Below are 20606 nucleotides of genomic sequence, written 5' to 3' on the forward strand. Positions count from 1 at the left end.
CCTTCTGAAACAGGAAGGCGGGCATCCCATTGCCGGAAAACGCGTTATGAAAATTATTTACTATATTAACGAGAACCTCGAAAAAGGATTATTAATATTAACGCTGGGCCTGATGAGCGCATTTATCATTATTCAGGTCGTTATGCGCTACGTATTTCAATCCTCCCTGGCCTGGTCTGAAGAGTTTATCCGCTGGCTTTTTGTTTGGTTTATCTGGATTGGAATTAGTTACGGCTTTAAATTAAAAAAGCACGTTAGCATTCCGCTTATCGTCGATCTGTTCCCAGACAAAATCAGAAAAGGCATCGCCATATTCACTCAATTATCCATGGCCGTCTTTTTCATCTTTCTTTGCTACTACAGCTATAAGCAGGCCACGTCCCCGCTGGTGCTTCGCCAGTCTTCCGTCGTCCTTGCCTGGCCTATCGACAAACAGAACGTCAGCATGTTTTGGCTTTACGCCTCGATGCCTTTAGGCGCCCTGCTTTCCTCATTTCGCCTGTTTCAAAACGCCGTTCTGGATATCGGGCGTTTTAATAAACATTAAGGGGACATCATGGTTACGTTAGTTCTTTTTTCCGTTTTCCTGATCCTTCTGGTTCTGAACTATCCCATCGGCGTATGCATGGGAATAGCCACCTTTATCGTCGTCTATTTTGTTCCCGGCGCGCCCGGCGGTATGGCGCTGCTGACGAAAAGCGCGGTCATGGGCGGCAACAACTTTCCGCTTATCGCCATCCCTATGTTTGTACTGGTAGGCGAAATTATGCAGACCGGCGGGCTGTCGCGCAGGATCATCGCCTCCGCCGCGCGCGTAGTTGGCAGCGTAAAAGCCGGGCTGGCCTACGTTAACGTGCTGGCCAGTATGATCTTCGCGGCTATTTCCGGCTCTTCTCCGGCGACCGTCGCCGCCATCGGCAGCAACATGATCCCCGAGATGAAGAAGTATGGCTACGACCCGACCTTTTCCACCGCCGTCACCGCGGCCTCCGGCACGCTGGGCGTAATGATCCCGCCGTCGATTCCCTTCATCATTTACGGCGTGACCGCCAGCGAATCCATCGGCGCGCTGTTTCTGGCCGGCATCGTGCCCGGTATTCTTTTCGCGCTGTTTTATGCCCTTCTGTCGCGCTATTTGTTGCGCCATCAGAAAAACGATCGGGAGCTGACGCAGGGAATAAAAGAAGAAGCGCCGCCCATCGCTGGCGGCATCGCCAACAGCAGCTGGTGGGCGCTCCTGGTGCCTATCATCATTCTCGGCGGCATCTACGGCGGCATATTCACGCCGACCGAAGCCGCTGGCGTTACCGTCGCCTATGCGCTGTTCGTCAGCCTGTTTATTTATAAAGAGCTTAAATGGTCAGACATGCCGGACATTCTGACCCGCACCAGCGTCACTTCCGTCTGCTGTCTTATCATGGTGGTGATGGCAAGCCCCTTCGGCAAGCTGTTGACCATTGAACAGGTGCCCAATCAGGTCGCTGAATTCATTACGTCTCTTTCCAACGATAAGTGGACGGTTATTTTACTTATCAACCTGATGCTGCTGGTCGTCGGCATGTTTATGGACACCATTGCCGCCATTATTATCCTGACGCCGATCCTGCTGCCGGTGATGGTCGGCTTCGGCGTCAATCCCGTCCACTTCGGCGTCATCTTAACCTGCAATCTAGCCATCGGTTTTTGTACGCCGCCGCTCGGCATCAACCTGTTTGTCGCCAGCAATATTAGTGAAATCCCCATAGCCCGAGTGATTAAGGCCATATTCCCCTTCCTGTTGGTCATGCTGCTGGCGCTGGCGCTCATCAGCTATATCCCGGCTATTTCTCTTTATTTGCCGTCCGTACTGAATTCATAGCGATGGAATCGTTTTTAGTTAATCTCTGACGAGGAAAATATGGAAAAGAAAAAGGTGTTAGTAACCGCAACAAACTACTCGCGGCTATGCGCTGCGGGGAAAAAGCTGCTTGAGGAACACGGCTGTGAAATTATTGAGAACCCGTTCGGACGCCCGATGACGTTTTCCGAACTGCAAGAGTTCGCACCGCAGGCCGACGCCGTGGTAGCCGGCGTCGACGACTGGAACAGCAGCATATTTAGCCTGACGCCCAGGCTGAAGGCAATTTGTCGTTTTGGCGTCGGCGTTGACAATATTAATCTTGAAGATGCTTCAAAAGCCAACATCAAGGTCACCAACGCTGCGGGTATGAATGCCAACGCCGTAGCGGAATTAACCATCGGACTGTTGATATCCGCCATGCGCAACATCCCTCAGCTTTATCAAACCACGCAGCAAGGGCAGTGGGATCGCTTCGTCGGTGACGAGCTGATAAACAGAAAGGTCGGCCTGCTGGGCTTTGGCAACATCGCCCGCTGCGTGGCGAAAAAGCTGATGGGCTTTGATGTAGACGTATCGACCTACGACAAGTATCCCAACCTTGAGGCCGCGCGGGCGCTCAACGTCACAATTTGCGATAAAGAGGAGATCTTGCGCACCTCCGACGTCGTCATTCTGCTGCTCCCCAGCCTGAAAGAAACCTACCATTTTATGAATGACGACGCCTTCAGCATGATGAAGCCCGGAAGCTATTTCATCAATACCGCCAGAGGCGCGCTGGTGGATGAGGCCGCGCTCTACCGTGCGCTTACCTCCGGCAGGCTTTCCGGGGCGGCCATCGACGTTTACGAGGCGGAGCCAACGCAGAAAGGCAATCCGCTATTTACGCTCGACAACGTCATCACTACGCCCCACACCGCCGCAGAAACCTATAAAACCTATCACGATATCGGGCTTTTGACCGCACAGGCGATTCTGGACGTGTTCAACGGGCGAGAACCCAAGAATTTATTAAATTGAAATAAGCAACAGGAGACTTAATGAAGACTATTAACGGCATTATTCCGGTTATGCTGACCCCCTTTACCCCGGATAATAAAATCGACTATCCCAGTCTGGATCGCCTTATTGAATGGTATATCGCAAGCGGTATTGACGCGCTGTTTGCCGTCTGCCAGTCCAGCGAGATGATTTATCTCTCTTTGGAAGAGCGCGTGGAACTTTCCCGCTACGTGATAAAACAGGTCAACGGGCGCGTGCCGGTTATCTCTTCCGGCCACATCAGCGACGAGCTGGAAGACCAGAAGCGCGAGCTGCTGGCCGTGGCGCAAACCGGCCCGGACGCCTTGGTTTTAGTGACCAACCATCTGGATCCTAAAAACGAGGGAACAGAGGTCTTTTTATCCAATCTGCGGGCGCTGTTGGATACGCTGCCGCCAGAGCTTCCGCTGGGGCTTTACGAGTGCCCGGCCCCCTATCGCCGCCTGTTGACAGATGAAGAGCTGACGTTTTGCGCCAACAGCGGGCGCTTTGTGGTGATAAAAGACGTCAGCTGCGATCTGGCGACCGTTCAACGCCGCCTGTCGCTGACAAAAAATACGCCGCTAAGCATCGTCAACGCCAATGCGGCTATCGCCTATCCCGCGATGTTAGCAGGCGCGCGCGGATTTTGCGGCGTAATGGCCAACGTGCATCCTGAACTTTACGTATGGCTGCAGTCACAGGGAAGCCGCCGTTCAGCGTTAGCCGACGAAGTAGCCCGCTTTCTTTCGCTGTCTGCGCTGGTTGAGAAATGCGGCTATCCCAAAAATGCCAAAATTTATCAACAGCGTCTGGGCATTTTCAAAAGCACACACTGCCGGGTGACCGCAGATGACGTGTTGGAAACCCAGTGGGCGCTCAGCGTTATTCTGGATCAGATCCGCGAAGGCACGGAAGACTATCAGCGTAAAGTCGGACTGAGGCCCTGATCGCTTGAATGTTCATTCGCGCGCGGGTTTTCCACGCCGCGCGCGAATCGTTTTCATCGATTGTTTCTTTCGCCAAACTCCTTCAGAATGACCGCTTTCGTGCGTTTTTATTACGCGCCGTTCTCGTTTCCTCATCAAAAGGTTCACTAGCGCTATGGCTAAAACCGCTGAAGAAATCGCGCAGGCTCTTAACGTCTCTATCACCACGGTTCGTCTGGTGTTGACCAACAAAGCGGAACAATATCGCATCAGTCCGGCTACCCAAAAAAAGGTTGAAGACTACGTCGCAGAGCATGGCTATACGCTGAACTACACGGCTCGCAGCCTGAGAATGAAAAAAACCTACACGCTGGGGCTTGTCGTTCCCAGACTGTCCAACCCTTTTTTCGCCAAGCTGTCGGAAAAGCTGGAGACGCGCTGTCGCCAGGAGGGCTATCAGCTCATGACCAGCTGCACTTATGGCGACGAGGCCTACGAGAACCGGTTGGTAAAAGCGCTGGAAGAACGCAACGTTGACGGCATATTCATTGCGCCGACGTCTAAAAAAAGTCAGGAACACCACGTAAAGCATCGAAAAAAGCCGCTGGTGTTTCTCGACCGCGACTTCGGCAGCACGCTGCCAAACATTGCTGCTATCGTGACGGACAACCTCGACGCCGGCTTTACGCTAACCGACGCCATGCTCAGGCAGCAGCCTTCGCCCGTTCACTTCTTCGCCGGCAATCCAACGCTGCCGACCATCGTTGCTCGCATGGAGGGCTACCGTCAGGCAATAACGTCTGTCGAAAAGCGCCGGGAAGACGACCTCATTTCCTGTAGCCCCTATGACGCCATCGACGACGGGGAACTGATGATGAATGCCTTTATCGATCGACACGGCTGTACGCCAAAGGCGCTTATCGCCTCTTCGCTGACGGTGATGGAAGGCGCGCTTTTTGCCGTTAAAAATCGGCTCGGCGCAATTCCTCCGGAAATGAATATTGGCACCTTCGATGAGTACGTGATGCTGAGCTTTTTAACCAACAGCGTATGGTCTATGCGCCAAGATAAGGAGGCGCTGGCGGCTAACGCGTTCAACGCGATGGAAGAGCAGATTGCCGGCCGTCCGAAGTTTGGCCTTCAGGTATGCAGGGCGACGCTGATGTCGCCCTTGTCCTAAACGCGCGCGTTACCTAGCCAGCGGTTGGGATAAATCAGCCGATTTCCAGACGAACTTCTCGATAAACGCCTTCGAGCCCCGCTGATTCTCTGGATATTTCTTTTGAGAGGCGCAGCGCAGCAGCATTAACTGCTCGCCTCGCTGAACGGCCACCAAGTAGAGACCGTCGACATATTCATTGTTCACCACTTTGAACGACCACGCGGTTCCCGCCTTGGCGAATGATCCCTCAGCCAACGTTATGGGAGAAGCTTTACCCGTTTCCACGGTCGAAAACCTTCGGTTCAAATATTGTTGCAGCTGTTCGCCAAACTGCGGCGTTGAGGTTGAGGCTTTCGGCCTTTTTTCAATTTCCAGCGATACCAGTTGGCCGGTTTTCAAATTGTGATAATAGAATTGCGTTTCACCGTCCGCTTCCAGATGAAAGTCACCGATCCTCACAGGCAGGGTCAGGTCGTACGTTTTGCTGACGACGGCGGTATTGTCCTGCGTGAACGCCCAGTATCGGCCAAAAAATCCGGACGTCACCACCGCCTTATCAAGCTCTTTCCCCCGCTCAGTTCGCCCTTCGCTCCAGGCGACATCCGCAACGTATTTCAAAGCGGTATCATAAACGCTGTAATCGCCGTTGTGGCTGTACTTCTGCATCTCCATCATGCTGTTCAGCGATTGGCTGGCTTTTTGCAGATCGTTCATCCGATACTGAGCGATACCCAGCGCGCCGTAAAGCTGTACCAGCTCATAGGGAAATTTGGCGTCATTTAATGCCTGCGTCGCCTGTTCGATAACCTCCTCCCATGGAGAATCCCCCATACGCAGGCTGCTGGGCGACAGTTTATCCAGACGTTCTTTCATCGTCATTTTCCCGTACAGCTTGGGGGCGTCGTCCCACGTCAGCGCGGCGAACAGCTTTTCAATCTTGGGCGTCATCGCCGACACTTTATCTTCGTAGACGTTAACCTGCGCTTCCAGCATCCACTCCCCTCGCGCCACGGCCCAGCGTGCGCGAACGTCAGCGGGATGTTCATCGTTTCCTGGCAATACCTTCGACGTTCTTGCCGATACGGCCTGCGGAAAACTCAGCGTCGGAAGCGAATTATTTATCGCCTCCTTATCAGATTTCGTTTGGTAGTCCAGCCAATGGTCGAGGTTCTTCTGCGCAAAGGATGGGCCACCCTGCGGCGGATCGTCCGGATCGCGATAGTCCGGTTCACGATATGAAACGGAAAAGCTCAGCATCGCGGCGCTATCCAGCCCTCTGTCGCGAATATAGGTTATCTCGGCCCTGTCGCCGCGTTCGTCAGCCGGATCGAAGCTCGCCAACACCCATCCGTCCTGAACGAGGGGAAAACTCATCTTCGCCAACGAGTAGTCGAGCCGGTGAGTTTGTTCATCTATGGTCCATATTTGAGGCCAGGCCCGAGACTGGAGAAACATCTGCATCTGAAGCCGATAGACGTCGTTAATCCGCCCGGCATTGGAGGCATCGGAAATAGCAATATTCAGCCACTTGTCAGGCTCGGAAGCGACAACGCCCCAGGGCTTGTTGGCAAACTCTTCCGCCAGCTGGCTGGCCTCAGAGAACTTATGCTGCTTTTCCAACAGATACAGTATCAGCTCAATGGTATGCTGATACTCATACATGTTGAAAGCGGGCATCGAATCCGCCGTTTGGCGCGCTCGCTGGGCCAGCGTCAGCGCGTTCGATAGCTCCCCTTTTCGCCCCTGCTCTACCGCGGCGTCAATGTCTGCCCGCCAGCTTAGATATGACAGGCGCTGCTTCTCTTTTTCTGCGCTGCTCATATCGGGGCTGCCTTCTTCATTCAGCCACTGCTGCACCATCGATTCGCCATAGGTTGCTTCTTTTGCATAGCCGGAAAGGCTGAAGGCGCCTAAAAGAACGCACAGCAGTAAAGGGGACGTTTTCATAACTACATTCCGTAAAAAAGAGTACCTAATAATTGCCCTTATCATTATAGAGCGTCAATGATTGCTATCATGATTTTAGCAGTCTACAATCCCCGCCTTGGGAAAACGTTCCCAAAGTCGCGCCAAAGGGCTATGTCCCGCGCGGCTCTGACCTGCGATCAGACAATACAGAGATAACCTATGTTTAAACCGGAACTTCTTTCTCCGGCCGGTACGCTGAAAAATATGCGCTATGCCTTTGCTTACGGCGCAGACGCAGTGTATGCCGGCCAGCCGCGCTATAGCCTTCGAGTGCGTAACAACGAATTCAACCACCAGAACCTTCAGTTGGGCATTAATGAAGCCCATGCGCTGGGCAAAAAGTTTTACGTGGTAGTGAATATCGCGCCCCATAACGCCAAGCTGAAAACCTTTATTCGCGACCTGACGCCGGTAGTGGAAATGGGGCCCGACGCGCTGATCATGTCCGATCCCGGGCTCATCATGATGGTGCGCGAAGCCTTCCCCCATATGGACGTTCACCTGTCCGTTCAGGCCAACGCCGTCAACTGGGCGACGGTCAAGTTTTGGAAGCAAATGGGGCTAACCCGCATCATTCTTTCGCGCGAGCTGTCTTTGGACGAGATCGCAGAGATCCGCCAGCAGGTGCCCGACATCGAGCTGGAAGTTTTCGTTCACGGTGCGCTTTGCATGGCCTATTCCGGCCGCTGCCTGCTTTCCGGCTATATCAACAAGCGAGATCCCAATCAGGGTACCTGTACCAACGCCTGCCGTTGGGAGTATAAGGTTCAGGAAGGCAAAGAGGACGACGTCGGCAACATCGTTCATATTCATGAGCCGATTGCGGTGAAAAACGTGGAGCCGACCCTCGGCGCAGGCGAACCGACGGATAAAGTGTTTATGCTGGAAGAGTCCATGCGCCCGGGCGAATACATGAGCGCCTTTGAAGACGAGCACGGCACCTACATCATGAACTCCAAAGATCTGCGCGCCATTCAGCACGTCGCCCGCCTGACCGAGCTTGGCGTACATTCGCTGAAAATTGAAGGCAGAACCAAGTCGTTCTACTACTGTGCGCGTACGGCTCAGGTATATCGCCGCGCTATCGACGACGCCGTCGCCGGCAAGCCGTTTGACGACTCGCTTTTAACGACGCTTGAGTCCCTCGCCCACCGCGGCTACACCGAAGGCTTTCTGCGTCGCCACGTGCACGATGAATACCAAAACTATGACTACGGCTATTCGGTGTCCGACCGTCAGCAGTTCGTCGGCGAATTTACCGGAGAGCGTCGTGATGGCATGGCGGCCGTTGAGGTGAAAAACAAGTTTTCCGTCGGCGACAGCGTTGAGATGATGACGCCGCAGGGCAACGTTCACTTTGTGATTAAGGAAATGCTAAATCGCAAGGGTGAAACGACCGACGTCGCGCCGGGAAACGGACATCTGGTTTATCTGCCGGTGCCTGACGACGTCAGCCTTGAGTATGCTTTGTTGATGCGTAATCTCGGTGACGGAAACGACACGCGCAATCCCCACAGTGCATCCAACAATGCATAAAACGGCATTTCCGCAAGCTGAGTGAGTAAAAAAACGTCATGATGTGTAAATTTTTAGAAACCGATCACATCTATGAGGAAAAAAATAGACTAACATCGCAGTCCTAAAGATTAATAACTAGATGTGTTCCTATTATCTGTTTAATAGAAACCACCTCCTTACCAGTCCAATCTCCCTTGGGCTGGTTTCTTTTTTTAAGGGGGTATAGAAACTCCGCTTGTGCTTTTCAGCCCCCTATCCCCATCAGAGAATTTTCTTAAAATTTAATTCGATACGTCTATCATTGAGCATAAGCAATGCTTGATATTTACCCTATTACTGGCAAACATATTTTTGATAATTTCGGTCTGCGTTAAACCACGCAGACCGAAAAGAATAAAGAAAGTGGGGAGAGGAAAGGCGCTTAGCGGCTGCCTTGGAGATGTTCTTCGCGGATCGAGTGCTGCATTTTCTGCCAAATAACGCCGCTTGCCTTACCGTAGTGGCGAACGCATTCCATCACCTGATCGTGCAGTTTTTCTCGACTGATATCCGCCAGGCGACGGTAAAAATTCAGCGCCAGCTGCCTTGCTTCCGGATTGGCGAAATAGTGACGCCCTACGCGCATATACAGCCCCTTGATGCCGTTTAAGATCAGGCCGTAAATAGGATTGCCGGAGGCAAACGCCAGTCCGCGGAAAATATTGTAATCAAGCTCGGTAAAGCTTTCCGGCCGCTCTTCCGACAAATCCGCCAGCGCCAGCACTTCTTGCGCCTTTTCCGGGTTTTGGCGCACCGCCGCGCGGATGAAAATAGCGGCGATATTGGTTCTCACCGCCAGCAGGTTGTCCATCAATTGAGGAACGCTGTCGTGGTCCAGACGCGCCAACGTCTCCAGCAGGCTCAGGCTGGACGTTTCCCAAAAATTGTTCACTCGCGTCGGCTTACCGTGTTGAATCGTCAACCAACCGTCTCTGGCCAAGCGCTGAAGTACTTCTCGCAGCGTGGTTCGAGTTACGCCAATCAGTTCGGACAGCTCCCGTTCAGCGGGAAGAATAGAACCGGGTGGAAAGCGATTGTTCCAGATGCTTTCAATTAAATACTCTTCCGCAAATCCAGCCGGGCTCTGCGCTTTAATCACCATAAAAGCGTTATTCCATCAGGGTACACATAGATAGGCTGCATCATATCAGAAGCCTATAGCCGGACATAGCGGCAATAGAAGCCTTTGGAACAAACTGTGGATTGGATTACAAAAATATGTTTTTTTGAAAAGGCTCTCGCTAAAACGGTACATTGGCGACCATAGTTTCAGACAGGAACGATAATTCTTTAACATAAATGACATTTGAAAGATGGTTTTAGTATAAATCTGGTTTACACTAGGCCGCATGAACAATTGCACAAACGCAATAAAGTGAAGGAATCATGTTATCTTTTCTGAATGGCTGTTCTAAAGGGCGCGGCGCGTGGTTTCTGCTGGCTCTCAGCGTTATTATTTTTGAGGGTGTCGCCCTTTATTTTCAGCACGTCATGCTGCTTCGCCCCTGCGTCCTTTGTATTTATGAACGCTGTGCTCTGTTCGGCATTTTGGGCGCAGCTCTCATCGGTATGATTGCGCCATCGTCGACGGTGCTTCGCTATCTGGCCATTATTGTTTGGATTTACAGCGCAATCGAAGGCGTTTTGCTGACCTGGAAGCACACCATGATGCAGCTTTACCCTTCACCAATGAACGTGTGCGATTTCTTCGTCAGCTTCCCTTCCTGGCTACCTCTGGATAAATGGATCCCGTCGGTATTTGTCGCCAACGGCGACTGCTCGGAAAAGCAGTGGTCCTTCCTGTCGATGGAAATGCCCCAGTGGCTGCTGATCATTTTCGGCGTTTACCTGTTAATCGCTCTGCTGGTCGTTCTCGCCCAGTTCGTTAAACCGAAAAGACGCTATTTTTCTTAACTAGTCCACAATCTTTTATGTAACGGCGCCAATGGCGCCGTTGTCTTATCCAACGACCAAGCGCTTCACTCACAGCCTACTGCGCCTCCAGGCTTTCTTGCATTTTCAACGCCTCGATGCAGCGTAGCAAGCAGCATACGGGACTGTTCTCGACCGGCTGTTCTGACGTCACCAGCGTGATGTCCCGGTAAAAAGCGGGCTCGAGCGCAATGGCGCGCATATCGGCTGCCAGCGAATTGAGCGCCAGCCCCGGCAGCAGCGCGATCCCCAATCCTTGACGAATAAAGCTTAGCGCCGTGCTGGGGTGGTTAAATTCGTACTGAACGTTGGGTATGACGTTCCTTTCCTTAAACAGCGTCATAATACTCAGCTCATAGCGCCCCTTGCTGACTATCAGCGGCTCTTTGCTTAACTCCTCTACGCTGACTGCGGAACGTTCGGCAAACGGATGTGAGTCAGGAACGACGACGGTGAATCGGTCCTTATAAACGAGCGTGCTGCTCATACCGCTGACGGGGAAATGAACAAATCCGGCGTCAATCTCCTGGCGCTGAAGCGCGCTCATAATCTCTACGCTGTTGGCCTCATAGAGAGTAACTTTAATTTTTGGGTGGTGCGTCTCAAAGTAACGAACGACCTGAGGCAAAATGCGTGAGCACACGCTGGGGAAACAGCCTACGCTAAGCGTTCTGCTGGGCGCCTCTTTTTCCTGTTCGGCCAGTTCGCGGATCGCCGCCACTTCCTGCATAATGGTACGAATATGGGCGACGATGCGCTCTCCGAACGCCGTAAGGCGCAGCGGCTTGCCCTTTTCACGCGTCAGAATCGCCACGCCGAGCTCATCTTCCATAGCCAGAACGGCCTGGCTGACGGCGGACTGCGTCATATGTAACCGCTTCCCCGCTTCCGTAAAGCTAGCGTACTCCAGTACGGCAATAAGCACATTCATTTGCGTCAATGTCATAATGAATAACTAATGATATTTATTAAAATGATTAATTTTACTAATACTGAGTGAGGGACTAGAATTTTTCCGTTATTTAAATCACAAAATGATGCATGGTTTCGATTTATTCATAGATATTTAATAAGCGTACTTCCCCCTGTTACGCCCAAAAGTTCTCGGGATGAAAGCGGACCTGCTCTCCGTTTAGACAGGCTATTATGAAAGACAAACTGTGGACAAAAGATTTTTGGGCCATTACGGTCATCAGCTTCATTATTTTCTTCGTGTTTTATATTCTCTTAACGCTATTGCCTATCTATATATCAGACAGGCTGCACGCCACGGCGGATAAAGCGGGTTTGCTGGTGACGCTGTTTTTAATTGCAGCGATTGCCATTCGCCCTTTTTCCGGACTGTGGGTAGGAAAATATTCAAATAAAAAAATTCTGGTTATTTCCTCTTTTGCTTTTCTGGTCGTTACGGCGCTATATCCTTTTTGCACCAGCATCGAAACGCTTCTATTTATTCGCGTACTTCATGGCATAACGTTTGGCGTTCTCACGACGGTTAAGGGAACCATCTCCGCCCGGCTTATTCCCCTGTCTCGTCGAGGTGAAGGGATCAGCTTTTTCTCTCTGGCGATGGGGCTGGCGATGGTCGTGGGCCCTTGGATTGGCCTAAACATGGCGCGCACAGGCGCATTCTCTTTCGCATTTATGCTGTGCACGGCCGTTAGCGCTATCGGCATTGTTTTAGCGCTCATTATGCGCGTTCCTCTGCTGCATTCCGCCACGGGGAATGAACACGGCGCAGCCCCTAAAATCAGCTTTAGCGCCATGTTCGATCGCGCCGCTATGCCGTTCGCTATCGTGACCTTTTTTATGACGTTCTCATATTCCGGCGTATCCGCCTTTCTCGCGCTGTATGCCAGAGAGTTAAACCTGATGGAGGCTGCGAGTAACTTCCTGCTGTGCTACGCCGCGCTGCTGATGTTCTGCCGCCTGTTTACCGGTCATATCTGCGATAAAAAAGGGCCTAAGTACGTTATCTACCCCTGCCTGATTGCCTTTACGGTCGGGCTGGCGCTGTTGGGATATGCGCACGACAATATGACGATGGTGATTTCCGGCGCGCTCATAGGCATTGGCTACGGTTCAGTCACGCCGGTGTTTCAAACGCAGATCATCAGCTCCGTTGAACACCATAAAATCGGCGTTGCCAATTCGCTGTTCTTTAACGCGATGGATGCAGGGCTAGCCATTGGCGCGTTTGTCATGGGGATCACCGTTGAAGGCGCTGGATATCGCGTTATTTATCTTGCGGGCGCCGTGCTGGTGGTTATTGCAGGCATTCTTTACATACGGCAAATGAAGGCGGCGCGTGCGGTAGCGCATGCCTGATGAATTCCTGAGGTCGTCGATGGCGACCTCAGGGCGCTTGGCACTACAGGCTAACCCGATAGCGGGGTCGTTTTTTGCAGGCTTCGCGATAGCTGGATCTCTGACGCACAAAAATCAAGCAGCTTCCTTACGCGGCTCAACGGATGTTCGGGAAGCGCCTCATCGTACTGTCTGTCATCGCTGGGGATCCTATGCAGTTTGCTTTCCCGCAGCCGCGCGAAAAGTTCCTCACCGGAGTTCAGCATTTCCGGCTCTTCCTCACTGAATTCGATTTCCCCTTTGTGGAGCAGAAGGTTTGCAACTATGGCCTCCCGAACGCCGGTAGTTCCCCTCTCCACGTCTTCGACGTTAATTTGAAACAGGGCGTCCTTAAACGGCAGCCAGATAATGCCGACGTAATAGATGCCCAGTGAGCCTGGCGTAGGATCCCGATACTTAAAAATCGCCCGCAGCGCAGGAACCTTCTGAATATTCAGCGTTTCAATGTCTATCAACGCGCCAGAAAGACGTTCCGTTTCGCGTTGCCAATACTCTTTCGCGGCCTCAACGTCGCTTAGGGAGAATGGCCATTCGCAGGCGGGGAAAAGCTGAATTCGCACGGCTTCACGCTGCGGTGCGAACCATGCAATGCTGGCTTCATTTTGATGGTGTAGCTCCCAGCCTTCGGTATTTAACGTAAGGTCCGTCAAGCGGGGCTTTTTTGAACCGAATAGCGAAGAAAAAAATGACAGCACGCGCATCTCCTTAACACAGTAAATTCCTACAAATTATTGTCGCTACTGATGCCTGCGGGCATAGTTACTGGGAATCGCCCCAATGGCTAAAATAAGCAGAATTGAAAAAATACGCGCCCAAAGCCCGCTGTCTATAAGATAATTGATGACCACATGCTCAGCGCCACAAAGCGCCAACGCAAGCAGCCATGCATACTTCATACCAATATCCCGAAACCTTTTCGCTAGCGTATTGACCCAAACCCAAAATAGTAAGATCGCAACAATGAGGAAAATACACAGAACCTTAAGCGACAGTATTTCATAAAAAGAAACAATAGTAGAAGCTAAGGCTATCTGCGCGGCAACGCAGGCCAATTGATAAATTAAAAACGGCCTTCTGCGCATTTGAGCGTTGCGCAGCCCCAAAAAAGCCTCAGAGAAAACGCGGCGTCCTAGTGTTGGTCTTTCCATAACCATTATTTCTATTCTACCTTTCTAATTAGGAATATAGCGGTGAGAAGCGTTACGCTAAGCGGCTTATGTCGCTCATCTTCTCTTCGTATTTACACTAAATAAAATAAACCTTTGCCTTGGCCGACGGATTTTAAGCTGGCGATAACGGCTGGCGCAATCAAAAAACACCGCCTAAGCTAACTAGGCAACGTTATCGATGCGACGATCCTTGCCGACTATTGGGACGTGCTAGCTCCGTCGCTGCCGTCTCTTACGATAAGATCAGTTTGCTGGAAACGTTCGGCCCCTATGGCGGGCTGCTCGTCACCTATTTAATGCTGTTGGCCGCATTTCTTTCGGTTGTTATGCGGGAAAGACGATTTTTCCTAAATAAAGCACGGCCGTTAGTGTCCCTTAAGGAGAGCGCGTAATGAATAAAAAAGAGATCGTTCCTGACTATCGCCTGGACATGGTTGGCGCCCCCGGCCCTTATCCCGCCGCTGCTACGCTGGAGGCTATGCCTTCTCTGAAACCGGGAGATATTCTTGAGGTAGTCAGCAACTGCCCCCAATCAATTAATAACATTCCGCTTGATGCGAAAAATCACGGCTATACCATGTTGGATATTCAACAGGACGGCCCAACTATTCGCTATTTAATTCAGCGTTAATTATTTCCCTCCTTTATTTAAAAGAACAAATAGAGGGAGAAGTATTTCCAAACATAAAAATCTTAACAAAACCTTATTTGAATAGAATTAATACAAAAAACATCAAGAACAATAAAAATAATAATTTCAATAACAAACAATCATGATGTTAACATATTTATTTAATTTTCAATAAAGTAAAAAACAGGCTGACGTCGTTTATAAAAGCTGTTATCTTTCTCAAAAAGCTCCCGCTTCAGGTTTTAATTATATTTATACCATTGCAGATAAATGGAATTTTGATGAAGATATCTAATATAAAAAAGAAGTCTCTATTACTTTTTGTCCTTGTCGTCCTTATTGGTTTTCTGTTTAAAGATAACGTCATTCACGCCTACAGGTCAGTGCTGAAACTCGGCGACCCGGCCAATAGTTCCGAAATAGGACATTACCAGGTTGAAATAGAAGCCAGAAAAATTGATGGCATTAAAAGAAATATTTCATCGCTCACTTACTCAAAGGTTAGCAACACGTTCTTCAGCACGATTAACTTTCCGCCTTCCATCGTTGAATTAAGCAAAGACGGTCGCTTAATCAGAACCATTCCCTTAAATTTCATGAAGGATGCGGAAACCATCGAGCATATTGAAGGCAATATCTTCATCCTGGCAGATGAAAAAGACTATACCATTTACGCAATCGAGCTAGGTGAAGATTCAGAGATAACCGTTCTTAAGAAGCTAAGAATATCTCTGGACGAATCACCGACCAACAGCGGATTTGAAGGCCTCGCCTATTCGCCAACTGACCAAATCCTCTATTTATTTAAAGAAAAGGATCCGATCGTCATCTATAAGGTAAAAGGCTTCTTTGGCTCTGATAATTTACACATTATCGACGACAAGGCGCTCCAAAGTAACTTAACGACGCAGGACATTTCCGCCGCAGACTTTTATGCCCCGAACAACACGCTGCTTATCGCCTCTCATGAGTCCAAGCTCGTCAAAGAGATTTCTCTTTCTGGCAAGGTCATCGACAGAATGTATTTACGTAAAGGATGGCACGGCCTGAAAGAAGACATCAGGCAGGCAGAAGGGCTCGCCATGGATGATAACGGCGACCTGTACATCGTCGGTGAGCCAAACCTGCTGTATAAATTTGTCAAAAAAAGCCGCTAACGCTCACGACAGACGTTAAAACGGCCTGATATAGCTTCGCGCCTGTCTTACCCCGTCAGGCGCTTAGTCCAGCCATTCGGGCCGATTTAAAATATGATCCTGCCAGTCTTCAACTTCACTCTCAGGGACCGCAATATGACGCACGGAAATGCGGGCTGCGTGCATCGCAGACGCTGAGCCGCTAATCAGAGGATGCCACGGCGCCAGCCCCTTCCCTTCGTGTATCCGGCGATAGGCGCAGGTTTCCGGCAGCCATTCGAAGGTCAACAGGTTTTCACGCGTCAGCTTGATGCAGTCCTCTTCCAGCTCGAAGCGGCGTTCGTACTGACGGCAGCGACAGGTTTTTATATTCAGCTGATTGCAGGCGACGTTGGTGAAGTAGATTTCATCCGTATCTTCGTCCATCAGCTTGTGCAGGCAGCACTGGCCGCACCCGTCGCATAGGGATTCCCATTCTTCATCGTTCATTTCAGCCAGCGTCTTGCGCTGCCAAAAGGGGAGCTGATTCATATAGCCTGTATCTCTAACCAAAAGCGTGAACAACGTTAAAAGCGAACGCCCGTAGCGTCAGTACGGGCGTTCGATTTAATACCAATGGCGGGATTATAGCACGCGGCTGTGAATTTCTTTACCGTTAAGAGCGACGGTAAAGCTATCGCCGTGGTTCAGCGGCCCGACGCCGGAAGGCGTGCCGGTTAAGACAATGTCTCCAGGGCGCAGCGTAAAGAAGCGGCTCATATAGGAGATCAGCGGCAGAATGGGCAAAATCATATCCCGCGTATTTCCTTCCTGACGCACCTCGCCATTAATCACAAGGGACAAGGACGCCTGCAGGGCATCGCCAAACTCGCTTACGGGAATAAAGCCCGAAATCGGGCAGGCACCGTCAAACCCCTTGGCCTTTTCCCATGGTTCGCCGGCTTTTTTACACTCGGCCTGTAAATCTCTTAGCGTCAGGTCCAACGCAATGCCGTAGCCGGCAATGGCGTTAACGACCCGGCTTTCTTCCGCATTTTTTAGCGGCAGGCCGATAAGCACGGCCAGTTCGACTTCATGGTGCACAGAGCCAAGCCCATCAGGAATGGCGACCGGCTGACTGATATCGCACAGCGCCGTTTCCGGCTTGATAAATAACAGCGGCTGCACGGGCGCATTGCCGCCCATCTCTTTGATATGATCAGAATAGTTCTTGCCTACGCAAACCACTTTATTTACCGGCAGTTCAAGCAGGTCGCCCTGCCAGTCGCGATGTTGATACATATGCCTGCTACTCCTTTAACGCAACCGTAATCGGTGCGCCTGTTTTATCAGATGTTGTCGCTTATCAACCTGACTCGGCGTCGGCTGAGACTTTTTTATAGATTAAGTTTTGGATAGTAACACTATGCTGCTACCAAAAATCTAGGCCAAGTCTCGCAATTTTCCAAATTGATTCAATCAATAGATTAAAAAACAACCGCTATCGGAGCAGCGCCTCCAGAATGTCTTGGCAACTGGATTCATAGCCGTAGACGGGCAGCGCTCTGGCTTTCTCCTCCAGCGCCTGTGCCGCCTCGCCTGGAGAAGACGAACGCGCCACGCGGCCGACTCCATCGGTTAACTCACCGATGACGTTGGAATAGCAGATGTTATCGTCAAATCGGGCGGAGCCCTTTCCCGCCCAATAGCTCCCGTAGCCAATCACAACCACCGGGACGACAACACTCAAAAAGCCTGTAATACGCAAAATGGGCCTCCTGCCGCATTGGAATTTGTTTTATTTCTTCACTACGCTGTCCGCCAGCATGCCGACGTTAATGCCAAAATAGGTCGAACGATTCCAGTGCATCAGCGTACGAAAGTTGTTAAACACCATAAAGGTTCGCCCCTGCGCGTCGTCTGGCTGAACTATCCAGGCACGCTGCCCGTTGGGGATTTTCGCCGGAGATACGGCCCTAATGCCGAGCTTTTTCCACTGCCCGACCGTTTTGCCGCGCTCATCTTCCAACCCTACCCACTCGGCCTTAAAGTCTTTGGCAACCGTGACCTCTATGCCCCAGCCCTCTTTCGCATTCCAGCCTTCGGTTGCAAGGTAGTTGGCGATGGAGGCAAATACGTCGTCCGTGTTTTGCCAAATATCGACCTTTCCGTCACCGTTTCCGTCCATGCCGTATTTCAAAAACGACGTCGGCATAAACTGACACTGTCCCATCGCGCCGGCCCACGAGCCTTTAAAACGTTCGGGTGCGATGTGGCCCTGCTGCAAAATCTGCAGTGCGGCCATCAGCTGATCGGTAAAAAAGGCTTCGCGACGCCCGTCAAAGGCCAGCGTGCTCAGCGCGGAAACGATGTCCTCTTTTCCCTGAAAGCGCCCGAATCCACTCTCTGAGCCCCACAGCGCTACAATATAGTTTGCCGGTACGCCGGAACGCTTGCTGACGGCATCCAGCTGCTTTTTATAGTCAACGTACGCGGCGCGGGCGCGCTTTATTTTCGCCGCCGACAAAGAGCGGCGCAGATAATCGTCCAAGGTCAGCTTTTTTTCCGGCTGGTTTTGATCCGCCGTGACCACCCGCTTAAGGTAGTAGACGTTAGCAAACGCCCGTTCAACGGTCTGCTGCGTGATGCCCTGCGTCAGCGCTTTTTCCTTTAGCGTTTCGACATAGGCGCGAAACTTCGCCTCTTCTTGCGCCTCTACAGGCGAAGTCGACTGCGCCCAGGCGCAGCTCAAGGCGCTGGCCGTCAGGAGCATTCCTGCGGACAAAAGCCGCGCTGCTGATAACTTCATCATCCCTAATCCTGAATTCCGTTTTTTATCGACGGGGTATCCCGCGTTGTTCATCACGTCGGCGCCTTTGGAGTCAAAGTTCGGTTTTCAACAGGCTTTCTACCGGCGGCGGCACCTGCAGGTAAAAACCCTGCTCGGACAGCGCCTGCTTAACGCGCTCGATATCGGCCATCGCCAGCGCCTCTCTTTTGGCAAGATCCAGCGTCATCGCCAGCGCGGGGGTTCCAAACGTTCGCATCAGCTCCTCCGGCACGCGGGAAAAGTCGTCCAGGGATTCGATATAGAGGTAAGTACCCTCTTTTTTACTGCTTCGATAAATAGCGCATCGCATGCGTGTGGGGTTCCTAATAGCCTGAATCATTAAAAAATCGACGGACCGATGAGTCTGAAAGAAGCGACTAAGTGAATCATTTAGTCGCGTAATCTAAACGAATAAACGCGCCCACCGTTTGATTCACTGCGAATTAATTCTTTCATCGGCTTGCCTAGATATGCCGCTAACTATAACATGCTGCCATATATTGGTGTATTTTACAGATACGGCTCTATTTAACGATGATTGAGCCCAACTTGAGTCAGAATCGATGTCACAATCGCCCGTTGAATTGAAAGGCAGCAGCTTTACGCTGTCAGTTGTCCATCTACATCATTCAGAGCCCGACGTTATTCGCGAGGCGCTAACGGAGAAGGTCAAGCAGGCGCCGGCATTTTTACAAAATGCGCCCGTCGTGTTAAACGTCGCCACGCTGGAGCCGGGTGCAGACTGGCTTGCGCTTCAGCGCGCCGTGAGCGAGGCGGGCCTTCGCGTCGTGGGCGTCAGCGGCTATCAGGGCGATGAGCAAAAGCAGGCGATTCAGTCAGCAGGCCTGCCGCTTCTGACCGAAGGGAAAAGCCCCAAGGCGTCAAAAGCGGCGGCAGCGGCCCCTATTCAACCCCCGTTGGCAAAAACTCAAATCATCGATAAACCGATTCGCACCGGGCAGCAAATTTATGCCCGCAACAGCGATTTGATCGTGGTAAGCCACGTCAGCGCCGGCGCTGAGCTGATTGCCGACGGCAATATCCACGTTTACGGCACGATGCGCGGCCGCGCCTTGGCCGGCGCCAGCGGCGACTCTGGCTGTCAGATATTCTGCACACAGCTGGCTGCCGAACTGGTATCTATCGCGGGCCAGTACTGGCTGAGCGACCGAATACCAAAAGAATTTTATGAACGCAGCGCCAGACTGTTTTTAAAATCAAATATACTCACCATTGAACCACTAAATTGAAGCCCTTTTACAAGGAACACGCTATGGCACGTATTATTGTTGTTACTTCCGGTAAGGGTGGCGTTGGTAAAACTACCTCCAGCGCGGCCATTGCTACCGGTTTAGCACAAAGAGGTAAGAAGACCGTCGTTATCGATTTCGATATCGGACTACGTAATCTTGATTTGATCATGGGATGTGAACGCCGTGTCGTGTATGACTTTGTCAACGTAATCCAAGGGGACGCGACGCTGAATCAGGCGTTAATCAAGGACAAGCGTACTGAAAACCTGTACATTCTGCCGGCATCGCAAACGCGCGACAAAGACGCGCTGACCCGCGAAGGCGTGGAGAAAGTGCTGAACGAACTCGACGAGATGGGTTACGACTTTATCGTCTGCGACTCTCCGGCCGGTATTGAAAGCGGCGCGCTGATGGCGCTCTACTTCGCCGACGAAGCGGTGATCACCACCAACCCGGAAGTCTCCTCCGTTCGCGACTCAGACCGCATTCTGGGCATCCTTGCCTCTAAGTCTCGCCGCGCAGAAAACGGTCAGGATCCGATTAAAGAGCACCTGCTGCTCACCCGCTACAACCCCGGACGCGTTACCCGCGGCGATATGCTGAGCGTGGAAGACGTGGTTGAAATCCTGCGCATTCCCCTGCTGGGCGTCATTCCGGAAAGCCAGTCCGTGCTGCGCGCCTCGAACCAGGGCGAGCCGGTCATTCTGGATGCGGAATCCGACGCGGGTCAGGCTTACTCTGACACCATCGACCGCCTGCTGGGCGAAGAAAAACCCTTCCGCTTTTTAACCGAAGAGAAGAAAGGTTTCTTAAAGCGTCTGTTTGGAGGGAACTAA

22 protein-coding genes and 1 pseudogene are annotated in these 20606 nt (G+C 51.6%); 13 read left to right on the forward strand and 10 right to left on the reverse strand.

Translation table 11 applies throughout. From position 1 onward, the window contains the following. The first annotated feature begins 46 nt into the window (after positions 1–46). From G544_RS21250 to G544_RS0103535, 5 genes are all read left to right on the forward strand, one after another. Positions 47–547, forward strand: coding sequence for a TRAP transporter small permease (locus G544_RS21250; protein WP_051155548.1), 501 nt, complete (start codon positions 47–49; stop codon positions 545–547). A gap of 9 nt (positions 548–556) precedes the next feature. Next, positions 557–1858, forward strand: coding sequence for a TRAP transporter large permease (locus tag G544_RS0103520; protein WP_027273304.1), 1302 nt, complete (start codon positions 557–559; stop codon positions 1856–1858). Between the two features lie 39 nt (positions 1859–1897). Continuing rightward, positions 1898–2857: a phosphoglycerate dehydrogenase gene (locus tag G544_RS0103525; RefSeq protein WP_027273305.1), complete on the forward strand. Its 960-nt coding sequence runs from the start codon at positions 1898–1900 to the stop codon at positions 2855–2857. Positions 2858–2877: 20 nt separating this feature from the next. Continuing rightward, positions 2878–3807 carry a dihydrodipicolinate synthase family protein gene (locus G544_RS0103530; RefSeq protein WP_027273306.1) on the forward strand — a complete coding sequence of 310 codons (930 nt, stop codon included), beginning with the start codon at positions 2878–2880 and terminating at the stop codon, positions 3805–3807. Between the two features lie 154 nt (positions 3808–3961). Continuing rightward, the gene (locus G544_RS0103535) at positions 3962–4966 is read left to right on the forward strand and encodes a LacI family DNA-binding transcriptional regulator (protein ID WP_027273307.1); all 1005 of its coding nucleotides are present in this window, start codon (positions 3962–3964) and stop codon (positions 4964–4966) included. Positions 4967–4975: 9 nt separating this feature from the next. Here the strand turns inward: G544_RS0103535 and G544_RS0103540 are convergent, their stop codons facing one another. Beyond that, positions 4976–6895, reverse strand: a complete 1920-nt coding sequence (locus G544_RS0103540) for a hypothetical protein (RefSeq protein ID WP_027273308.1) — start codon at positions 6893–6895, stop codon at positions 4976–4978. A 180-nt stretch (positions 6896–7075) separates the two neighbouring features. On the opposite strand from G544_RS0103540, the gene trhP reads away from it, so the two are divergent. Continuing rightward, a complete protein-coding gene (gene trhP / locus G544_RS0103545) occupies positions 7076–8452 on the forward strand; it encodes a prephenate-dependent tRNA uridine(34) hydroxylase TrhP (RefSeq protein WP_027273309.1) in 1377 nt (458 codons plus the stop codon). A gap of 403 nt (positions 8453–8855) precedes the next feature. Here trhP and fadR read toward each other — a convergent pair whose 3' ends face one another. Then, positions 8856–9575 (reverse strand): fatty acid metabolism transcriptional regulator FadR, encoded by a 720-nt coding sequence (fadR, locus tag G544_RS0103550; protein ID WP_027273310.1) that lies wholly within the window; start codon positions 9573–9575, stop codon positions 8856–8858. 284 nt (positions 9576–9859) lie between these two features. On the opposite strand from fadR, the gene dsbB reads away from it, so the two are divergent. After that, positions 9860–10387, forward strand: coding sequence for a disulfide bond formation protein DsbB (dsbB, locus tag G544_RS0103555; protein WP_027273311.1), 528 nt, complete (start codon positions 9860–9862; stop codon positions 10385–10387). Between the two features lie 76 nt (positions 10388–10463). Here the strand turns inward: dsbB and G544_RS0103560 are convergent, their stop codons facing one another. Next, positions 10464–11351, reverse strand: a complete 888-nt coding sequence (locus G544_RS0103560; RefSeq protein ID WP_027273312.1) for a LysR family transcriptional regulator — start codon at positions 11349–11351, stop codon at positions 10464–10466. A gap of 200 nt (positions 11352–11551) precedes the next feature. On the opposite strand from G544_RS0103560, the gene G544_RS0103565 reads away from it, so the two are divergent. After that, on the forward strand, positions 11552–12733 hold the full coding sequence (locus tag G544_RS0103565) for an MFS transporter (protein WP_027273313.1): 1182 nt from the start codon (positions 11552–11554) through the stop codon (positions 12731–12733). A gap of 50 nt (positions 12734–12783) precedes the next feature. On the opposite strand, the gene G544_RS0103570 is transcribed toward G544_RS0103565, so the two are convergent. Both G544_RS0103570 and G544_RS0103575 read right to left on the reverse strand, forming a co-directional pair. Next, complete coding sequence (locus G544_RS0103570; RefSeq protein ID WP_245614575.1) at positions 12784–13467, reverse strand: hypothetical protein; 684 nt, start codon at positions 13465–13467, stop codon at positions 12784–12786. Positions 13468–13509: 42 nt separating this feature from the next. After that, positions 13510–13920, reverse strand: coding sequence for a DUF805 domain-containing protein (locus tag G544_RS0103575; RefSeq protein ID WP_036023124.1), 411 nt, complete (start codon positions 13918–13920; stop codon positions 13510–13512). 183 nt (positions 13921–14103) lie between these two features. On the opposite strand from G544_RS0103575, the pseudogene G544_RS22460 reads away from it, so the two are divergent. From G544_RS22460 to G544_RS0103585, 3 genes and pseudogenes are all read left to right on the forward strand, one after another. Then, a pseudogene (locus G544_RS22460) lies at positions 14104–14333 on the forward strand (selenium metabolism membrane protein YedE/FdhT); the annotation flags it as partial. Further along, the gene (gene yedF / locus G544_RS0103580) at positions 14333–14572 is read left to right on the forward strand and encodes a sulfurtransferase-like selenium metabolism protein YedF (RefSeq protein WP_027273316.1); all 240 of its coding nucleotides are present in this window, start codon (positions 14333–14335) and stop codon (positions 14570–14572) included. The pseudogene G544_RS22460 and the gene yedF, both read left to right, overlap by 1 nt. Before the next feature lie 281 nt (positions 14573–14853). Further along, positions 14854–15729, forward strand: a complete 876-nt coding sequence (locus tag G544_RS0103585) for an SdiA-regulated domain-containing protein (RefSeq protein ID WP_081650728.1) — start codon at positions 14854–14856, stop codon at positions 15727–15729. Positions 15730–15792: 63 nt separating this feature from the next. Here the strand turns inward: G544_RS0103585 and G544_RS0103590 are convergent, their stop codons facing one another. The 5 genes from G544_RS0103590 to G544_RS0103610 form a co-directional block, all read right to left on the reverse strand. Next, positions 15793–16239 carry a YcgN family cysteine cluster protein gene (locus G544_RS0103590; RefSeq protein WP_027273318.1) on the reverse strand — a complete coding sequence of 149 codons (447 nt, stop codon included), beginning with the start codon at positions 16237–16239 and terminating at the stop codon, positions 15793–15795. 93 nt (positions 16240–16332) lie between these two features. Next, positions 16333–16989 carry a fumarylacetoacetate hydrolase family protein gene (locus G544_RS0103595; RefSeq protein ID WP_027273319.1) on the reverse strand — a complete coding sequence of 219 codons (657 nt, stop codon included), beginning with the start codon at positions 16987–16989 and terminating at the stop codon, positions 16333–16335. 199 nt (positions 16990–17188) lie between these two features. Further along, positions 17189–17455, reverse strand: coding sequence for a hypothetical protein (locus tag G544_RS0103600; protein ID WP_027273320.1), 267 nt, complete (start codon positions 17453–17455; stop codon positions 17189–17191). A gap of 30 nt (positions 17456–17485) precedes the next feature. Then, positions 17486–18496 (reverse strand): lytic murein transglycosylase, encoded by a 1011-nt coding sequence (locus G544_RS19880; protein WP_071783274.1) that lies wholly within the window; start codon positions 18494–18496, stop codon positions 17486–17488. Between the two features lie 73 nt (positions 18497–18569). Continuing rightward, on the reverse strand, positions 18570–18827 hold the full coding sequence (locus G544_RS0103610) for a YcgL domain-containing protein (RefSeq protein ID WP_027273321.1): 258 nt from the start codon (positions 18825–18827) through the stop codon (positions 18570–18572). 253 nt (positions 18828–19080) lie between these two features. Between G544_RS0103610 and minC the strand changes: the two genes are divergently transcribed. Beyond that, the gene (gene minC, locus G544_RS0103615; protein ID WP_027273322.1) at positions 19081–19767 is read left to right on the forward strand and encodes a septum site-determining protein MinC; all 687 of its coding nucleotides are present in this window, start codon (positions 19081–19083) and stop codon (positions 19765–19767) included. A 23-nt stretch (positions 19768–19790) separates the two neighbouring features. After that, on the forward strand, positions 19791–20606 hold the full coding sequence (minD, locus tag G544_RS0103620) for a septum site-determining protein MinD (protein ID WP_027273323.1): 816 nt from the start codon (positions 19791–19793) through the stop codon (positions 20604–20606).

Origin of the sequence: Leminorella grimontii ATCC 33999 = DSM 5078, from assembly GCF_000439085.1 — a bacterium.
Lineage (GTDB): Bacteria > Pseudomonadota > Gammaproteobacteria > Enterobacterales > Enterobacteriaceae > Leminorella > Leminorella grimontii.

What these genes read in the sequence shown, in the direction of transcription:
- G544_RS21250 (WP_051155548.1), top strand. Translation starts at nt 47, where the DNA reads ATGAAAATTATTTACTATATTAACGAGAACCTCGAAAAAGGATTATTA.
- G544_RS0103520 (WP_027273304.1), top strand. Translation starts at nt 557, where the DNA reads ATGGTTACGTTAGTTCTTTTTTCCGTTTTCCTGATCCTTCTGGTTCTG.
- G544_RS0103525 (WP_027273305.1), top strand. Translation starts at nt 1,898, where the DNA reads ATGGAAAAGAAAAAGGTGTTAGTAACCGCAACAAACTACTCGCGGCTA.
- G544_RS0103530 (WP_027273306.1), top strand. Translation starts at nt 2,878, where the DNA reads ATGAAGACTATTAACGGCATTATTCCGGTTATGCTGACCCCCTTTACC.
- G544_RS0103535 (WP_027273307.1), top strand. Translation starts at nt 3,962, where the DNA reads ATGGCTAAAACCGCTGAAGAAATCGCGCAGGCTCTTAACGTCTCTATC.
- G544_RS0103540 (WP_027273308.1), bottom strand. Translation starts at nt 6,895, where the DNA reads ATGAAAACGTCCCCTTTACTGCTGTGCGTTCTTTTAGGCGCCTTCAGC.
- trhP (WP_027273309.1), top strand. Translation starts at nt 7,076, where the DNA reads ATGTTTAAACCGGAACTTCTTTCTCCGGCCGGTACGCTGAAAAATATG.
- fadR (WP_027273310.1), bottom strand. Translation starts at nt 9,575, where the DNA reads ATGGTGATTAAAGCGCAGAGCCCGGCTGGATTTGCGGAAGAGTATTTA.
- dsbB (WP_027273311.1), top strand. Translation starts at nt 9,860, where the DNA reads ATGTTATCTTTTCTGAATGGCTGTTCTAAAGGGCGCGGCGCGTGGTTT.
- G544_RS0103560 (WP_027273312.1), bottom strand. Translation starts at nt 11,351, where the DNA reads ATGACATTGACGCAAATGAATGTGCTTATTGCCGTACTGGAGTACGCT.
- G544_RS0103565 (WP_027273313.1), top strand. Translation starts at nt 11,552, where the DNA reads ATGAAAGACAAACTGTGGACAAAAGATTTTTGGGCCATTACGGTCATC.
- G544_RS0103575 (WP_036023124.1), bottom strand. Translation starts at nt 13,920, where the DNA reads ATGGAAAGACCAACACTAGGACGCCGCGTTTTCTCTGAGGCTTTTTTG.
- yedF (WP_027273316.1), top strand. Translation starts at nt 14,333, where the DNA reads ATGAATAAAAAAGAGATCGTTCCTGACTATCGCCTGGACATGGTTGGC.
- G544_RS0103585 (WP_081650728.1), top strand. Translation starts at nt 14,854, where the DNA reads ATGAAGATATCTAATATAAAAAAGAAGTCTCTATTACTTTTTGTCCTT.
- G544_RS0103590 (WP_027273318.1), bottom strand. Translation starts at nt 16,239, where the DNA reads ATGAATCAGCTCCCCTTTTGGCAGCGCAAGACGCTGGCTGAAATGAAC.
- G544_RS0103595 (WP_027273319.1), bottom strand. Translation starts at nt 16,989, where the DNA reads ATGTATCAACATCGCGACTGGCAGGGCGACCTGCTTGAACTGCCGGTA.
- G544_RS19880 (WP_071783274.1), bottom strand. Translation starts at nt 18,496, where the DNA reads ATGAAGTTATCAGCAGCGCGGCTTTTGTCCGCAGGAATGCTCCTGACG.
- G544_RS0103610 (WP_027273321.1), bottom strand. Translation starts at nt 18,827, where the DNA reads ATGCGATGCGCTATTTATCGAAGCAGTAAAAAAGAGGGTACTTACCTC.
- minC (WP_027273322.1), top strand. Translation starts at nt 19,081, where the DNA reads ATGTCACAATCGCCCGTTGAATTGAAAGGCAGCAGCTTTACGCTGTCA.
- minD (WP_027273323.1), top strand. Translation starts at nt 19,791, where the DNA reads ATGGCACGTATTATTGTTGTTACTTCCGGTAAGGGTGGCGTTGGTAAA.